This is a genomic window from Streptomyces tropicalis (genome assembly GCF_029269835.1).
Classification (GTDB): domain Bacteria; phylum Actinomycetota; class Actinomycetes; order Streptomycetales; family Streptomycetaceae; genus Streptomyces; species Streptomyces tropicalis.
This window is the reverse complement of the sequence record NZ_JARJBB010000007.1, coordinates 126,638-141,494: the sequence shown is the minus strand read 5'-3', so window position 1 is coordinate 141,494 and position 14,857 is coordinate 126,638. Positions and strand designations below refer to the sequence as shown.

At 68.9% G+C, this 14,857-nt stretch carries 18 protein-coding genes and 1 pseudogene; 11 read left to right on the top strand and 8 right to left on the bottom strand.

Translation table 11 applies throughout. The features are described from left to right. Positions 1-174: 174 nt before the first annotated feature. Together P3H78_RS16135 and P3H78_RS16130 are read right to left on the bottom strand one after the other, a co-directional pair. Positions 175-789, bottom strand: coding sequence for an RHS repeat-associated core domain-containing protein (locus P3H78_RS16135; RefSeq protein WP_276109858.1), 615 nt, complete (start codon positions 787-789; stop codon positions 175-177). Positions 790-841: 52 nt separating this feature from the next. Beyond that, a pseudogene (locus tag P3H78_RS16130) lies at positions 842-1,276 on the bottom strand (IS110 family transposase); the annotation flags it as partial. A gap of 109 nt (positions 1,277-1,385) precedes the next feature. Here P3H78_RS16130 and P3H78_RS16125 point away from each other — a divergent pair. Continuing rightward, positions 1,386-1,517 (top strand): hypothetical protein, encoded by a 132-nt coding sequence (locus P3H78_RS16125; RefSeq protein WP_276109679.1) that lies wholly within the window; start codon positions 1,386-1,388, stop codon positions 1,515-1,517. Between the two features lie 277 nt (positions 1,518-1,794). Further along, positions 1,795-3,060, top strand: a complete 1,266-nt coding sequence (locus P3H78_RS16120) for an alpha/beta fold hydrolase (protein ID WP_276109854.1) — start codon at positions 1,795-1,797, stop codon at positions 3,058-3,060. A 199-nt stretch (positions 3,061-3,259) separates the two neighbouring features. Here P3H78_RS16120 and P3H78_RS16115 read toward each other — a convergent pair whose 3' ends face one another. The 5 genes from P3H78_RS16115 to P3H78_RS16095 form a co-directional block, all read right to left on the bottom strand. Further along, entirely contained in the window at positions 3,260-5,002 is a 1,743-nt protein-coding gene (locus tag P3H78_RS16115; protein ID WP_276109678.1) for an FG-GAP repeat domain-containing protein, read from the bottom strand. A 228-nt stretch (positions 5,003-5,230) separates the two neighbouring features. Continuing rightward, positions 5,231-5,428 (bottom strand): hypothetical protein, encoded by a 198-nt coding sequence (locus P3H78_RS16110; protein WP_276109677.1) that lies wholly within the window; start codon positions 5,426-5,428, stop codon positions 5,231-5,233. Next, complete coding sequence (locus tag P3H78_RS16105; protein ID WP_276109676.1) at positions 5,425-5,685, bottom strand: FG-GAP repeat domain-containing protein; 261 nt, start codon at positions 5,683-5,685, stop codon at positions 5,425-5,427. Before P3H78_RS16105 ends, P3H78_RS16110 begins: the two co-directional genes overlap by 4 nt. Before the next feature lie 644 nt (positions 5,686-6,329). Then, a complete protein-coding gene (locus tag P3H78_RS16100; RefSeq protein ID WP_276109675.1) occupies positions 6,330-6,521 on the bottom strand; it encodes a hypothetical protein in 192 nt (63 codons plus the stop codon). A 52-nt stretch (positions 6,522-6,573) separates the two neighbouring features. Next, positions 6,574-6,942, bottom strand: a complete 369-nt coding sequence (locus tag P3H78_RS16095; protein ID WP_276109674.1) for a hypothetical protein — start codon at positions 6,940-6,942, stop codon at positions 6,574-6,576. Positions 6,943-7,071: 129 nt separating this feature from the next. Here P3H78_RS16095 and P3H78_RS16090 point away from each other — a divergent pair, with 129 nt between their 5' ends. The 6 genes from P3H78_RS16090 (at position 7,072) to P3H78_RS16070 (ending at position 10,630) form a co-directional block, all read left to right on the top strand. Further along, positions 7,072-7,434 carry a MarR family winged helix-turn-helix transcriptional regulator gene (locus P3H78_RS16090; RefSeq protein ID WP_313884411.1) on the top strand — a complete coding sequence of 121 codons (363 nt, stop codon included), beginning with the start codon at positions 7,072-7,074 and terminating at the stop codon, positions 7,432-7,434. Continuing rightward, positions 7,431-8,864, top strand: a complete 1,434-nt coding sequence (locus P3H78_RS16085; protein ID WP_276109672.1) for an MFS transporter — start codon at positions 7,431-7,433, stop codon at positions 8,862-8,864. The genes P3H78_RS16090 and P3H78_RS16085 overlap by 4 nt, the downstream gene beginning before the upstream one ends. A gap of 33 nt (positions 8,865-8,897) precedes the next feature. Then, a complete protein-coding gene (locus tag P3H78_RS16080) occupies positions 8,898-9,191 on the top strand; it encodes a DUF1330 domain-containing protein (protein WP_276109671.1) in 294 nt (97 codons plus the stop codon). 399 nt (positions 9,192-9,590) lie between these two features. Continuing rightward, entirely contained in the window at positions 9,591-9,788 is a 198-nt protein-coding gene (locus P3H78_RS33405; RefSeq protein ID WP_369015720.1) for an IS3 family transposase, read from the top strand. Continuing rightward, positions 9,703-10,245 (top strand): DDE-type integrase/transposase/recombinase, encoded by a 543-nt coding sequence (locus P3H78_RS16075; protein WP_276109670.1) that lies wholly within the window; start codon positions 9,703-9,705, stop codon positions 10,243-10,245. The genes P3H78_RS33405 and P3H78_RS16075 overlap by 86 nt, the downstream gene beginning before the upstream one ends. Continuing rightward, a complete protein-coding gene (locus P3H78_RS16070; RefSeq protein ID WP_438827976.1) occupies positions 10,223-10,630 on the top strand; it encodes a DEAD/DEAH box helicase family protein in 408 nt (135 codons plus the stop codon). The genes P3H78_RS16075 and P3H78_RS16070 overlap by 23 nt, the downstream gene beginning before the upstream one ends. Before the next feature lie 124 nt (positions 10,631-10,754). On the opposite strand, the gene P3H78_RS16065 is transcribed toward P3H78_RS16070, so the two are convergent. Beyond that, positions 10,755-11,339, bottom strand: a complete 585-nt coding sequence (locus tag P3H78_RS16065) for a hypothetical protein (protein WP_276109669.1) — start codon at positions 11,337-11,339, stop codon at positions 10,755-10,757. A 250-nt stretch (positions 11,340-11,589) separates the two neighbouring features. On the opposite strand from P3H78_RS16065, the gene P3H78_RS16060 reads away from it, so the two are divergent. The 3 genes from P3H78_RS16060 (at position 11,590) to P3H78_RS16045 (ending at position 14,844) form a co-directional block, all read left to right on the top strand. Then, positions 11,590-12,765, top strand: a complete 1,176-nt coding sequence (locus tag P3H78_RS16060) for an FAD-dependent oxidoreductase (RefSeq protein WP_276109668.1) — start codon at positions 11,590-11,592, stop codon at positions 12,763-12,765. After that, positions 12,681-13,985, top strand: a complete 1,305-nt coding sequence (locus tag P3H78_RS16055) for a GH25 family lysozyme (protein WP_313884409.1) — start codon at positions 12,681-12,683, stop codon at positions 13,983-13,985. Before P3H78_RS16060 ends, P3H78_RS16055 begins: the two co-directional genes overlap by 85 nt. Before the next feature lie 79 nt (positions 13,986-14,064). Beyond that, positions 14,065-14,844: a D-Ala-D-Ala carboxypeptidase family metallohydrolase gene (locus P3H78_RS16045; protein WP_276109667.1), complete on the top strand. Its 780-nt coding sequence runs from the start codon at positions 14,065-14,067 to the stop codon at positions 14,842-14,844. Positions 14,845-14,857: the final 13 nt, after the last annotated feature.

Genomic DNA, 14,857 nt, shown 5'->3' with positions numbered 1-14,857 from the left:
ACAGCGAGCACCACAGCGCACCCCACCACGCCATCGACACCACCGGCCGCGCCGCAGGGGCCGAGGGTGGCCCGGTGACAGGCGGCCGGGACGGACAGGCCGAACGACGGTCTTTCGCAACCTGATGCGCGTCTTTGCCCTCTTCGTGGAGGGGGATCGAGGTGGCCTCCCGGCTCAACCGTCCTGCATCGAAGGGGGATCGTTGTTGCGCAATGCAGTTCGGGCCGTGGGTGTCGCCGGTCTTGCCGTCTGCGGGTCGTAGTAGCGGGCGCCCATCTTGTACAGGCCGGTGTGTGTCGTCGAGGTAGGCGACGGTGTAGCCGAAGGGCTGGGGGACGGTGGCGCCGCGGGCGTTGCGGCGGGGCCGTAGGTCCAGGAGTCGCCTTGGTGCCGGCGTTGTCGACGAGGGCTGGGGGCGCCCTGGGTGTCGGTCAGGTAGTCGTAGACCTTCCCGCCGCTTGTCATGCCGATGAGGGTGCTCGCGGTATCGCGGATGAATCCGGTCTGCGCGCCGCCGCTGGTGGTGGTGGAGTTACCGAGCGGTCCTTCGTCGGTGGTGGTGGTGTCGGCGGCGAGGCGGTCGGAGGAGTCGGTGCCGGCGTAGGTGTAGTGGTGGGTGGTGCCGCCGGTGGTCAGGGCGGTGAGCTGGTTGAAGTCTTTCGGGTGGGATCGCAGCGGATGTTCAGCCCAGGCCGCGACGGTGCCATGGGCCAGGGCGATGCGGCTGGTCGTTGGGGCAAGCTTCTCGATGATGCGGTCAAGGACAGCGGTGACCTCGGCGGCGTCCACCGGCGGAAAGGGGAAACCGGCCGCCCCACCCGCATTGCTCACCTCGGTCCGCCCGGGCGGCCATGCGCGGGGTCTGGGCCGGAGCGCTTCGATGAGTCTGCGGTGGCCGGCCGCTTGGAGCGCGACGGGGGATTCGTAGCAGTCCAGCAGCCACGTGACGGCGGCGTGGTCTAGGCGGGGGCCCAGGACACGTCCCAGCGAGGGGTGGAGCTGGGCGGGCAGGCCGCGTATCCGATTGGAGGTGCGTGGCCTCGGTCGCGAGGCCCTGGTCGAAGCTGGCCAGCACGGCCGGAATCTCTTCGTGGGTTCCAGTGAGCGCAGGGCGTGTGGCATCGTCCGGGCAGCGTTGGAGATGACCGCGGCGTCCTCGGCATCAGTCTTCGCCTCGTCCGGATGAAAGCTGGCCGATCCACCGCATGGCCTGGCCCGGGAGGTGGACAGTCTTTCAGCCGGCGTTCCATGCGATAGTGAGCGGGAGGGCGCTGATGCAGGTCCCTCTAATCTGAGCAGGCGGCGGACGTGAGTGGCGCTTGGTATGAGATCTTGCTGTGTCGTGCGAATGCTGCGCCACGAGCCACGACTTTCATCCTCCGTGCGTGGCGAGTGCAGAGACGCTTATCACCGACGTCGAAGCCACCGCCACGGCACGGCGGGCAAAAGTCGGGTGGCCCGCGGTGACCATCGCCGCGATCGCCGCCGGAGTCACCGGCCTGGGAAGTAGGCCGTGAGCACGGTCCGCCTGCGGCAGGCGAGGTCCTTGGGGCCGTCGTCAGCATGGCCACCGGCGGCCGCGCGAACTCGGTCGAGTTGGCCCACTTCGCGCCCGGAGTTGGTGTCTGCGCCGGAGAGGCGACGTCCAGCACGAGTGTCACCTGCATGAGGGTGGGAAGTGATCAGCTCGAACGCAGGATTTGAGATCACGGGTCTGATGCAGGTTTGGGTGACAGGTTGACCTGTCACCCAAACCTGCATCAGACCCTACTGCTGGCCCTGGCCGCCGTCGTAATGCTGGTCGTCGTCTTTCTCGCGCTGATCGCCCTCACAGACGGGGCAGGCTCGGGGCTCGCCGCATGGTTGCCGACCCTTGGAGTCGGGGCTGTCCTCGCCACGTGGCGGAGCCAGCGCTGCACTTGGCCTGCGCGGCTCGTGCCGTTCCTGCCGGTGGCTGTCGCGGCGGCGCTGACGGCATCGGTCTGCATCCCGACCGCGCCGACGACCCGGCGGTACCCGCCCGCGCTACCCTTCGTGACCACGCAGCACTGGAGCCTGACCACGGGCAGCCGGGTCGCGGTGTACCACTACCCGCCCGCGCACCCCAGCCCCCGGCATCCCACCCCGCTCGTGTACCTCAACGGCGGACCGGTCCGTGGCATCTCGGTACTCGACCACCGGTTCCTGCAACTCCTGGCCCGCCAGGGCTACGACGTCTACGCCTACGAACAGCCCGGCGGCGGACGCAGCGACCTGCTCCCCATGGGCCAGTACACGATCTCCAGGTCGGTCAGCGACCTTGCCGCCTTCGTCGACCGCCTGAATAAGGGCAAGGTCGACATCCTCGGCTTCTCCTCAGGCGGGGCCGTGCTCACCCGAGCCCTGACCGACCCAAGCGTCGCCGCACGCCTGCACCGGGCGATCATCGCCGAGCCCGGCCCCATGGACGGCCCCACCGCACACATCGCCGGGCACAAGGGCCGACAATCCGCACGCGGCCTCGCGCCGGCCCCGACCGTACCGCGATCGACATACGTCCCCCGGCACGCCGTGGCATTCGGCCTCATGCGACTCGGACTCCTCAGTCCCGACACTGGACTGATCGGACAGGCCGAAGGCGACAACGCCTTCACCGCCGCAGACCTCGGTAGCGACACCGCATCCGCATACTGCGCGCGCGACGCGCACCGCATCCCCGCCGAGGACACCGCACAGAACTTCTCCTTCAGCCCCGCCGCCAGCCTCCGCATCCAGCAGACGGTCAAGGACTCACCCTCCATCGCCTCACAACTGAGGCAGCCTCGGACCCCCGCGATGCTGATGATCGCCGAGTGCTCCTCCCAGATCCGTCAATGGGAGACCACCGTCCTTGCCAATGACCCCGCCATCCAGCGCACGCAGAACATGCCCGGAGTCGGACACCACATGTGGAACGGCCTGGACGACAACAACGAGCGAGCCGCCGCCGTCATCACCGCGTTCCTTCAGGACAAGCCAGCACCCCTGCCGAACTACCCGACCCGCGACGAGATCCCTACCTTCCTGCGCGATCACAAATGAAGACGTTGAGGGCCCCTCACTGGGAATGGCGAGCGAACCCTCGAAGCCGTCCAGGCCCTGAGCCAGGTATAGCCAAGGACGACCTCTGAGGGAGCCCGGTAGCGTCCGCTGAGTCGGGTTGCTACCGGGCTGTGGTGCTTCCGGGCATTCGAGCGCGTCGTTGGAGGACGCGTGGTTCTGTGCGATTGTGCGCTATGGCTCAGATCAGAGTGTTGTAGATGCCCCAGCCTGTGCCGATCTTGGTGCGGGTGGTGAAGGGCGCGGTGGGGTTGCCGGTGCCGTTGTAGAGCCACAGCACGCCGTCGTGGTCGACGGCGAGCAGGTCGGACTTGCCGTCACCGTTCATGTCGTAGGTGCTGACGAGGGATGTGTAGGTGTTCCAGCCGCTGCCGATCTTGGTGCGGGTGGCGAAGGGGGTGGTGGGGTTGCCGGTGCCCTTGTACAGCCACAGCACGCCGTCGTGGTCGCGGGCCAGGAGATCGGGGCGGCCGTCGCCTGTCAGGTCCGTTCCGCTGACGATGGCGTTGTAGATGCCCCAGCCCGTGCCGATTTTGGTGCGGGTGGCGAAGGGGGTGGTGGGCTCGCCGGTGCCCTTGTACAGCCACAGCACGCCGTTGTGGTCGCGGGCCAGGAGGTCGGGGCGGCCGTCGCCGGTCAGGTCGCCGGCGCCGACCAGTGTGTCGTACGTCTGCCAGCCTGCGCCGACGCGGGTGCGCGGGGTAAAGGGAGCGGTGATCTGGCCGCTGCCGTGGTAGTACCACAGGACGCCGGAGGCGTCGCGGGCGACGAGGTCGCCGGTGCCGTCGGCCTTGAGGGCGGACAGTTTGGTGAGGGTGTTGTAGGCCTGCCAGCCGCCGCCGACCTTGGCGCGGGCGGTGTAGTGGGTGTACTGAGGGGTGGGGGAGGCCTGGTACTGCCACAGCACCCCGGCGCTGTCGCGGCCGTAGAACGCGGCGCGGGCGAAGGCGGGTACCACGTCAGAGGTGAACTTGAGGTCTTCCCGTCTGCCTGCGTACTGCGTGCCCTGGGTGTCGTGCACTTCGAGGGATCCGGTGAGTGTTGCGGCGGGCAGTCCCCAGGCGGCGGTGAAGTGGAGGTACTGGTCCTGCGTCCCGCCGGTCGTCCAGCCCCCGAGGGTGGGCAGCTCCAGGGCGGCCGAGCCGTCGGCGCCGAGGGTCCAAGCGAGGGGGGTGAAGTGCTGGTTGTCGGCGGAGTAGCCGACGGTGACGGCGGCGGCGAGCTGCGAGGGGGTGTAGCCGGCGGCGGCGAGCTGCTGCGCGGTGAACACGAGGTGGGTGCGGGTGGATTCGGGTGGCGTCTTCATCGGCATTCCGATGTTCAGGTCTTCGTCGACGGGGCGGGTGTCGCCGGTGGCGACGTCGACCGAGGAGGTTTGTTCGGTCGGGCCGTTGGGGGCTTGCCAGGTGGTGGTGAGGTAGGGCTGGCCGACGACGATGGGTGCCGAGGTGCCGAGGTCGGAGTGGGCGATCGCGGTGTCGGTGGCGCCGTCGATCAGGTAGGCCCGGACCGGGATGTTGGAGGAGGCGGGGTAGCCGGCGTTGACGTGGAGGTGGATGACCCCGGCGGTCAGCGGGGCGCCCTTGACGCCGTTGTGGTCGCTGTCGTCGGCGCCGACGAGGACGTACTCGTCCCGCTCGTCCTGCACGAAGGGGAGGGTGTTCCCGGCATCGTCGGTGAAGTGCAGGTGGTCCGAGCGGCTGCCCTCAACCTGAAGTTGGATGTAGGCGTCGGTGGTCGGCGGCGCGGTGACGGTGACGTCCATGTCCCCGGACGGGCCCCACATGTCGATTCCGTCGTTCATGCTGACGGCGATGCCTGGGGTGGCGGGGTCCGCGTTTGCGCTCTGCAGCGGGGTGAGGCCGACACTGGCCCCGAGGGCGGCGACGGCGAGTGCGGTGCGGTGACGGCGTGGTATACGCACGGGTGGTTCCTCTCGAAGGTGCTTCGCTGGGGATGCTTGCCGGAGCTCGGAGAACCGGCAGCGAAGGACGGCAAGTGGGGTCCTGCCGGTGTAGATGGACGACCGGGGCTGCGGAAAGGGGCTGTGTTCGCGACAAGGCCGGGCAGGGTTCGCGGTTTCCCGAGGCCGGGTACCTTGCTGGGGGTCCAGCCTCTCGCCTCTGATCTAGCCGTGCGCACAGCCGGTACGTCAGCTGACGAGTTTCATGGTTTCCCAGCTGTTGTCGGGCCACATGGCGGGCCCGTTTGTGAGGTTGCCCTTGCCGTCGCCGAGGTAGAGGTGGATGGTGCCGTCGCCCCAGACGGCGGCCAGGTCGGTCTTGCCTTCGCCGCTGAAGTCCCCGGGGACTAGGTGGGTGACGGTGGACCAGGTGTTCCCGTCGATCATCTGGGTGCTGGAGTCGAAGCTTCCTGTTCCGTTGTAGAGGTGGAGGTTCCATCCCCCCACTCGGCGAGGATGTCGGCGATGCCGTCGCCGGTGTAGTCGCCGGCGGCCAGGATCTTCATGTTTCCCCAGCTAGCCGAGGTGAGCTGGGTGGAGGAATTGAGATCGCCGTGGCCGTTGTGGTGGAGAGTGCCGTCGCCCCAGATGGTCACCAGGTCGGTCAAGTCGCCGTTGAAGTCCCCGGCGACCATCTGCTGCATGGTGCCCCAGGTGTTGGTCCCGTACAGCTGGGTGACGTGCGTGGAGCCTGCGCCTGCACGGGAAGGGGCGTGCGGTACTGAGCAGGGCCAGGACCACAGCGGGCCTGATGCCTGGTGAGCCCCTCCCTCGCCGTGCGGCCGATAGTCGGCCGTTGCGCGCACTCCCCCACAGGCTCATGAGCCCGTCCCTCCCCTGTTCGATTAGAACGGCGGCAGCCTAGGTGTGGTGTGGACCACTCCGGAAGGATGCTGGCCAGTTCTTGACCATGTGCACGCTGAACCTTTCTCAAGCGGACAGTCAGAATTACTGCCGCTCCTCGCAGTTAACGGAGTTAATAAATCGGACAGGCAGCCTGTTGCATGACCACATTGGCTGTGACGTCGTTCAGCGGCCCCGGCACGTTGACTTCGATCCGCCCCAGTTGGTGAAGGTTCTGTAGTCGCCCGACGTCCTGAAGTGGCCTCGGGGATTGGCTTGTGCTGGGACCAGTTGCGGCGCGGTCAGCTCCGGGTGGCTGAGAACGGCATGGTGTCGGCCCATTTCAGGAGGCGCCGGCCTCGTCGACTTCCCGTTGCAGCAGGGCGAACAACAGGCTCAGGTCGGCCCGGGGAGGGGCGTCGATGGTGGCGAGGTGTTTCCCGTGTCATTCGCTGAGCAGTCCGGATTCCTTGATCGAGTTTTTGATGAGGCTGATGTTGTGGCCAAGTCGTTCGGCGTCCGTGCTCGGCCTGAGCAGTGTGCGCAGGACGCGGTGTCCGCTCGTCTGGGCAATGTCGACCACGCGTGCTGCCGGTGACAGGCGGACCCGGTCTCCGAGAGTGGGGCCGTAGGCCATGAAGGGGATGCGGGCCGCTGAAGGAATGTGTCGGGAATCTTGAGGTTCGGGGTCATTTGCCCTGCCTCCACCACAGGGGCCGTAGTCCTCGTGTGTCGAGGTACTGCTGGAACGCCGTGGGCGGGCGCGGCCGGTAGGGGCCGTCGGCGGGTTCTTGAAGGCTCAGCCGCTCGATGTTGGTCGCGAGTGCGGTCAGGGCGTGCTGGACGTGTGTCTTCGCGAGGCTGCGGTAGTGGCGCCCGCGTCCGCGGTGGCCGTCCGTGAACTCCTCGATGCTGTCCTTGGCCCCCGAGTGCAGCCCGTAGAGCCGGCGCCGGTCCGGATCCTGCTGGTCGGCCTGTCCGACTTCCGCGACCGGCTCGCCGAGGACGTCACCGGCTCCCGGCGGTCGAGGCCGCCCGCGCGGGTCGGCCATTTCCATAAGCTCTGAATATAAAAATGCTATGCTTCCGGTATGAGTCGTCAAGACACCGCTCCTGGCGCGTCCGCCGCTATCGGGGCAGCCCTCTACGGCCTGGCCACCAGGGCCGCGAGACGCCTGCCCCGGGACATGAGCCTGACGTCCGCCGCCACCCTGGCCACCCTGGACCGGACCGGCCCGCGGCGCATCACCGATCTGGCCGCGGTCGAGGGCGTCACCCAGCCCGCGATGACCGCCCTGGTCCGGGTGATGGAGGAGTCCGGCCTGGTCGAGCGGCGGGGCGACGCGTCCGACAAGCGGGTCACGCTGGTGTGCCTGACCGAGGCCGGTGCTTCCTATGTCCGGAGGCGGCGCCAGGCGGGTGTCCACGCGTTCGAGCGGTTGATCGGCGAGCTCACCGGCGACGAGGTCGAGGCGCTGGTGGGGGCCCTTCCGGCGTTGAAGCATCTGGCAGAGCTCGAAAGCCAGGACCGCGAAGGGCCGAAGCAGTGACCGGGCAGCCGGTCGGCGGGGTCGCGGTGACGGCGTTCCCGGTGGCGCGTTCCGAGGCGCGGCTGCTGGTCCCCGCCCTGATGTTCATCGCTCTGGTCGTGGCGGCGGTCGCCAGCCTCGGGACGCCGCTCATCACCAGCGTGGCGACCTCGTTCCACGTCTCGCTCGGCAGCGCGCAGTGGACGCTGACCGTCGCGCTGCTCAGCGGCGCCGTCGCCACGCCGGTCCTGGGCCGGCTCGGAGCCGGCTCGCACCGGCGGGCGGCGATCCTCGCCACGCTGGCGGTCGTCGTCGCCGGCAGTGCGCTCACCGTGCTGCCGCTGTCGTTCGTGTGGCTGCTGGTCGGCAGGGTGGCCCAGGGCGTCGGGCTCGGGCTGACGGCGCTGATGATGGGCGTGGCCCGGGACCACCTCCCCGAGGAGCGCAGCGGGGCCGTGGTCGCCCTGATCTCGGTGGTCTCGATCATCGGGGCCGGCGTCGGCTACCCGCTGGCCGCACTGCTCGCCGAGCTCGGCGGGGTACGGGCCGCCTACGGCCTCGGCCTGGTCGTCACTGCCGCCGCCCTCCTGACCGCGTGGCGCTCCATGCCGGAAGCCCCCGAAGGCCGCTCCGCCCACGTGGACGTGGCAGGCGCGGTCGTCCTGGCTGCTGCGCTGCTCCTGGTGCTGTTCCTCGCCGGTGAACGGAATCTGTGGAGCCGGTACCTCGCCGTGGCGGCGGGCCTCGCCGTCGTCGCGGTGGTGCTGCTCTGTGTCTGGGTCGTCATCGAGCTGCGCAGCACGATGCCCCTGGTCGATGTGCGGGCGGTGCGGCACCCGGCGGTCGCCGGGGCGAACCTCGCCATGTTCGTCGGCGGGATCGGCATGTACCTCCTGCTCACGCTCATCACACGGTACGTGCAGACGCCGCACGGCGCCGGCTACGGCTTCGGGCTGACGACCTTCGTCGCCGGGTTGGTCCTCATCCCGTTCTCGGTGCTGGGGTTCGTCGCCGGCAAGCTGACGCCGCGGGTCCGGACGCGGATCGCCGACCCTCTGCTCCTGGCCGGCAGCGCCGTCGTGGTCGGCGGCGGGTTCGCCCTGTTCGCGGCGGCTCGGTCGGACCTGGCCGAACTGTTCGCGGCGATGGGCGTGCTCGGCTTCGGCGTCGGCGGCTTCTCGGCCGCGATGCCCGGCGTCATCCTGGCCGTCACCCCGAAGAGCGAGACGTCGAGTGCCATGAGCTTCAACTACGTCGTCCGCAGCGTCGGGTATTCCCTGGGCAGCGCCATCGGCGGCCTGATCCTCGCCGCGGGCAGCGGCCCCGGCCACCTCTTCCCCGACGACAGCGCCTACACCACCGCGGCGCTGGTCGGCATCGGCGCCATGGCGATCACGACGCTGACAAGCCTCGCTCTCGCCCGCCGATGCTCGTCCGAGACCAACCCGTAAGTCAGATGCACTCATCCCCACACTGGAGGTTCCATGCCCAAGGGCTACTGGGTCAGCGCCTACCGCACCATTTCGGACGCCGAGAAGCTGGCTGCTTACAACAAGCTGGCCGGTCCGGCCGTCGAGGCCGGGGGCGGTCGGATCCTCGCCCGTGGCAGTCGGGTCGTGGCGCATCACGCCGGAGTCGCCGAGCGCACCGTCCTGATCGAGTTCGACAGCTTCGAGCAGGCCGTCGCGGCGCACGAGAGTGCGGCCTACCAGGAGGCGCTGGTCGCCCTCTCCGACGGCGTCGAGCGCGACTTCCGCATCGTTGAAGGCATCGACTGACCGAGGTCCAGTCGGATCTTCACTGAAGTTCACTGCGTATGTGTTGTCCTCTTCGGGCAGCAGCCACAGCTGCTCGATCTGCCCGTCGAGGTCGAAGGGCGCAGGCATTGCCGACGCCCGGGAGTCCGATCGGATCCGGCAGTTGGAGAAGGAGAACGCCGAGCTGCGACGGGCCAACGACATCCTCAAGGCCGCAGCCGCTTTGTTCGCAGCGGAACTCGGGCCCCGACCGCCGCGCTGATCCGCTTCATCGACGCCTGCCGCGACCGGTTCGGTGTCGGACCGATCTGCCGCACGCCGGCCTGGGCCGGCACCCCGATCGCGGTCTCGACCTCCTATGCGGCCAGACGCCGACCGCCCTCGCCCCGCTCCCTGCGGGATGGGGAACCGACCGCACGGATGCACTCCGTTCATGCGGACGACTACGGCGTCTACGGGGCCCGCAAGGTCTGGCACGAGCTGCGGCGTGAGGGGATCGAAGTAGCTCGGTGCACCGTCGAACGCCTCATGCATGCGTCAGGCGGGTCTGGTCGGCGCGGTCCGTGGTCGAAGGGTTCGCACCACCGTTCCCGGCAAGGACGGCTGTCGGGCCGGTGACCTGGTCAATCGCGACTTCGCGGCCGTCGGGCCGGACCGCTTGCGGGGCGCGGACTTCACCTATGTGCCCTGCTGGTCCGGCACCGTCTACGTCGCGTTCTGCGTGGACGCCTTCTCCCGGCGGATCCTGGGCTGGAAGGCCGTCCGGAACATGCACACCGCGCTGGTCCTCGACGTGGTCGAACAAGCCCTGTGGCAGCGCGGCTACCGCAAGAAGCAGCAGGTCAACTGGCTGATTCATCACTCGGACGCCGACAGTCAATACACGTCCATCGCGTTCACCGAGCGCCTGGCCCAGGCAGGCATCGCGCCCTCGATCGGGGCTCTGCCGCCGGCGACCGTCCGGGACACGGGCTGTCCGGTCGAGCTGCCAGGAAGTCCTGCCATCATGCGCGCACGGTCGGAAGATCACCCGAACAGGGACTCCGTTCGATGTGCGCGTCCCAAGATCGGTTGAGATAGGACTGCTCACGCTCATAATCGGCTCCGGTAAGACCCTCGTAGCCGTACGCAGCGCGGAGGAGCTGAAGGCCGGCCGGGTGCTGGTCCTGGGGCCCTTCCTCGATCTGCTCACGCAGACCGAGGCCGAGTGGCGCGCAGGCGGCCGTACGGCCCCGATGATCGGGGTGTCCTTGCTGCGCCGGGAGGAGGCTTTCTTCCCGAACATCGCGGGCGCGGACGAACTGGGCGTCTGGGTGCTGCCGTTCGACAAGGTGAGCGCCACCTACGCCTCGCTCGGCCTCGGCACCCTGGAATGCGCGCACGCCGCCGGTCTTTCCGGCTGGGACCTCGTCGTCGTGGACGAGGCGCACCGCACGTCGGGGCGGATCGGCAAGCCCTGAGCGGTCGTCCACGACAACATCCGCATCCCCCTCTGCGGCGGCTGTACATGATGGCCACACCCCGGCTGTGGCAGCTGGACGACGTCAGCGAGCCGGGGGTACTGGGTACAGACCCGATTCTGAGTCAGGAGAAGGGGACGTAGAAGCCGCAGGAGGCATTGTTGAAGGCGTTGGTGTTGTTGCCGTTGGAGAAGCTGTGGGTGTTCCCGGTAACAGTGGTCGAGCAGTCGTTGATGGGGCTGTTCGGGATGTGACCGTTGATGATGGCGGAGGCCATGAAGCTCTTCGGGTACGCGTACTGGGATCCCTGGTTGTAGGGCGGCACGTCGATCGAGACCAGCGAGGACGACGAGAAGCTCTGGTTGTTGGCGCCGAAGGAGACGCGCCCGACAGAATTGTTACGCTCGTCGTTCAGGTAGACCGTGCCGGAGAAGTACGTGTTCGGGGTCGTCCAGTGGATCTCCGCGTATGTCATACGGCAGTTCGGGTAGTAGCCGACGTACAGGTCGCCCACTTTGAACTGCGTCCACCAGTCCGTGGTGTTGCCGTAGAAGTGGTACTGCACGGGTACGGAGTTGCCCAGCTGTATGCGGTAGGTGCCGCAGTCCGCGGCATGGGCGGCACCAGTCGGGATGGCGACGAGGGCGGCCGTCGCCGTGGCGACACCAAGGCCCGCGACGGCGCGACGCAGGCGGGTACGGATGGACACAGTTCCCCCAGGCGCATGGCTGACAAGCCGGAAATGTGGTTGTTCGTGGTCGAACGGCTAGGAAGCCTAGAGGTTGGGTCCTGGCGGGGGGCAGCCCATTTTCGGTCTCCCCCGGCCAGGGCACTCACTTCGACCAGTGGGCGATGAACTACGCTGCCACCCGCCAGCACTACGGCGCCGGGCCCAAGCGCCGACACCGCAGCGCGGCCGCCGATACCTGTCCTGGAGTCAGGCCGGTACCGGTAGCCACGTGGGCCCGCTGGGCGCCTTCGACTTCCATTCCCACACCCAACCCAAACCGGTCTGCTATGCCGTCGCCTTCGACCCCGACGGCTGGAAGCGCGTCTCCAACGACCTGGTCCGCGAGAGCGGCGTCAACCTGCGGCTGCACAACTGGTTCTCCCGGCCGGTGGTCCAGGACGGCGCGGTCAGGGGCGGGGTCTGCGAGACCAAGTCCGGTCCGCAGGCGGTGATGGGCGACGTGGTGATCGACACGACCGGCGACATCGACGTGGCCTCCAGGGCCGGCGCCCCCTACGCCCAGGACAACTACCTGGTCACCCTGGTCTTCCGGCTCGGCGGGGTGGACACCACGGCCGCCGAGCGCTTCGAGCAGGCCAACCCGCGAGAGGCCCGGGCCATCAACCGCAAGATCAAGCGGATGCTGGGCGGCGCCTGGGAGCTGTGGTGGCTCAAGACGCCCGTTCCCGGCGTGGTCTGGTGCAACTGCCCCCACATGGCCGGCTTCGACGGCACCGACCCGGTCTCGCTCACCGAGGCCGAGTTCGAGGCCCGGGCCCGCATCGGCGCCGTCCTCGACCACATCAAGTCCGACCTGCCCGGCTTCCAGGACGCCTACCTGCTCGACGTCGCCGAGCAGATGGGCGTCCGCCAGACCCGACTGCTGCAGGGCGAGTACGTGGTCACCAAGGACGACGTCACCTCCGGCCGCCACTTCACAGACAGCGTCGCCCGCGGCCGCGACTACTACACCCCCTACCGCGCCCTGCTGCCGCGCGGCGTCGACCAACTGCTCGTCGCCGGCACGCGAATCCGGCGCAGAGGGTCACCGGCCGGGCCGAACGGGGCCCGGACTGCCGAGCTCCGGGGATCGTGCCGACCCCGGCAGCCATCTTCCATCACGGGTTCCACGCGCGTAGTTTCTTGTCAGAGACACCTCAAATGCATGTACGCCATCTCTCACACCACCGCACGCCGCACCGACACGACGACTGGGCGTCTCACGCGCCGTCATGCCGTGCGTCGGTCTGCGTGCCGCACTCGAATCCGTCCGCCGCAGCCGTACCTCCTGCGGACGCCATCTGAACTCGGGGGAGAAGCATGCTCGCAGCAGTCCTGTCGCGGTTCGAATCCGAGACGGCCGACAGACGCCGGTTCCCACTGCCCGCCCTCGCGGCCGTACTGACGGCCGTGGCCCTGGCCGTCGCACCCGTCCTGCCCGCCACCGCCTCGGCGGCGCCCGCCGGTGACGGAGCGGCACCCGTTCGCATGACGCACCCGCAGGACGACCACGCAGGATCCGGACTCCAGCGCCTCGGCGCCGGCTCCCGCTCCGTCACACTCGCGGCCGCCGCGAGCACCGGACCGGCCGGTCTGGACGTCAGCTCCTATCAGGGCGCCGTCGACTGGGCCGCCGCCAGCAACGCCGGCGCCGCCTTCGCCTACGTCAAGGCGACCGAGGGCACCACCTACACCAGCCCCTCGTTCTCCCAGCAGTACAACGGCGCGGCGAACGCCGGCCTGATCCGGGGCGCCTACCACTTCGCGCTGCCCGGCAACTCCAGCGGGACCGCGCAGGCCGACTGGTTCGTCGGCCACGGCGGCGGCTGGAGCGCCGACGGCAAGACGCTGCCGCCCGCGCTTGACATCGAGTACAACCCTTACGGAGCCACCTGCTACGGGCTGAGCCAGAGCACGATGGTCTCCTGGATCCAGGACTTCAGCAACGAGGTGCGCACCCGCACCGGCCGCTACCCAACGATCTACACCACCACCGACTGGTGGACCACGTGCACCGGCAACTACGGCGGTTTCGGCGCCACCAACCCGCTGTGGATCGCCCGTTACGCCAGTGGCCCGGGCTCCCTCCCCGCAGGCTGGTCGGCCCAGACGCTGTGGCAGTACGCCGACTCCGGTACCTTCCCCGGCGACCAGGACACCTTCAACGGCACGCTGTCGGATCTCCAGACCTTCGCCAAGGGCAGCACCTACAACCCGCCGCCGACGGCGAGTTGGCCCACCGTGCAGCAGGGTGACACCGGTGAGCGCGTCAAGACGGTGCAATACCTGCTCGTCGCGCACGGCGCGTCGCTGACCGTCGACGGCTCCTTCGGGCCGGCCACCGACAGCGCGGTGCGCTCCTTCCAGTCCGCGCACTCCCTCACCGTCGACGGCATCGTAGGTCCCGCCACCTGGCAGGCGCTCATCGTCACCGTGCAGCAGGGTTCGTCCGGGCCGGCGGTCAGGGCCGTGCAGAGTCAACTCGTCGCGCACGGCGCATCGCTGACCGTCGACGGCTCCTTCGGGGCGGCCACCGACAGCGCGGTGCGCTCCTTCCAGTCCGCGCACTCCCTCACCGTCGACGGCATCGTCGGCTCCAACACCTGGCAGGCACTGGTCGCCTGACGCGGACCGCCCCGGACGGCCCGGAGGAGCAGGCGGGACAGGACGTCGAGCGGACCGGACGTCGATACAAGGAGAACTCATGAATCCAGCAGGACACCCGGGCCGCCCCGTCGGCCGCCGCACGCTGTTCCGGGGCGCCGCGGGCGTGGCGGCCGCGCTCGGTCTCGCGGCCGCGGCCGACCTCGGCTCGGCCGGACCGGCCTCGGCCTACGGTTGGAACCGTACCCTCCAGCAGGGGGCTTCCGGCTCCGACGTGGTGGAGCTCCAGATCCGTGTGGGCGGCTGGGCCGCCTCCACCGCCCAGCAGACGTATGTGGCCTGGGACGGCGCCTTCGGTTCGGCTACGACCGCCGCTGTGCAGCGCTTCCAGTCGGACTACGGCCTGACCGCGGACGGCGTCGTCGGCCCGCAGACCCAGAGCGTGCTCAACAGCCTGGAGAGCAGCGACGGTTCGACCGCGCACTTCGACTGGAGCGAGTTCTACTCCGCCGACGGCTCGGGCTTCAGCGGCGGCAAAGTCGGGTCCACCGAGGTCAAGGAGAACGTGCGCAGGCTGATGTACAAGCTGGAAGCCGTGCGCAAGAAGGCGGGCAACAGCGCCATCACCGTCAACTCCGGCTTCCGCAGCGTCTCCCACAACGCGGCTGTGGGCGGAGCATCCAACAGCATGCACGTGTACGGTGTCGCCGCCGACATCGTGGTCTCCGGTCACACCACCCTGCAGACCTACCGGATCGCCGAGACCTGCGGCTTCTCCGGACTGGAGGCGTACACGCACTCGTGGCAGCACACCGACAGCCGCGTCCAGTACCCCTCCTACGGCTCTGGCTCGTGGTGGTGGGAGAGCGGCGTGGTGTGATCCGCGGTCCGCG

Excerpts from the sequence above, each read along its gene's own strand:
- P3H78_RS16100 (WP_276109675.1), bottom strand. The coding sequence starts at position 6,521 with ATGGCCTACGGCCCCACTCTCGGAGACCGGGTCCGCCTGTCACCGGCA.
- P3H78_RS16045 (WP_276109667.1), top strand. The coding sequence starts at position 14,065 with ATGAATCCAGCAGGACACCCGGGCCGCCCCGTCGGCCGCCGCACGCTG.
- P3H78_RS16105 (WP_276109676.1), bottom strand. The coding sequence starts at position 5,685 with ATGCAGCAGATGGTCGCCGGGGACTTCAACGGCGACTTGACCGACCTG.
- P3H78_RS16120 (WP_276109854.1), top strand. The coding sequence starts at position 1,795 with ATGCTGGTCGTCGTCTTTCTCGCGCTGATCGCCCTCACAGACGGGGCA.
- P3H78_RS16095 (WP_276109674.1), bottom strand. The coding sequence starts at position 6,942 with ATGGAAATGGCCGACCCGCGCGGGCGGCCTCGACCGCCGGGAGCCGGT.
- P3H78_RS16080 (WP_276109671.1), top strand. The coding sequence starts at position 8,898 with ATGCCCAAGGGCTACTGGGTCAGCGCCTACCGCACCATTTCGGACGCC.
- P3H78_RS33405 (WP_369015720.1), top strand. The coding sequence starts at position 9,591 with ATGCACTCCGTTCATGCGGACGACTACGGCGTCTACGGGGCCCGCAAG.
- P3H78_RS16075 (WP_276109670.1), top strand. The coding sequence starts at position 9,703 with ATGCGTCAGGCGGGTCTGGTCGGCGCGGTCCGTGGTCGAAGGGTTCGC.
- P3H78_RS16090 (WP_313884411.1), top strand. The coding sequence starts at position 7,072 with ATGAGCCTGACGTCCGCCGCCACCCTGGCCACCCTGGACCGGACCGGC.
- P3H78_RS16055 (WP_313884409.1), top strand. The coding sequence starts at position 12,681 with ATGCTCGCAGCAGTCCTGTCGCGGTTCGAATCCGAGACGGCCGACAGA.
- P3H78_RS16110 (WP_276109677.1), bottom strand. The coding sequence starts at position 5,428 with ATGATCGACGGGAACACCTGGTCCACCGTCACCCACCTAGTCCCCGGG.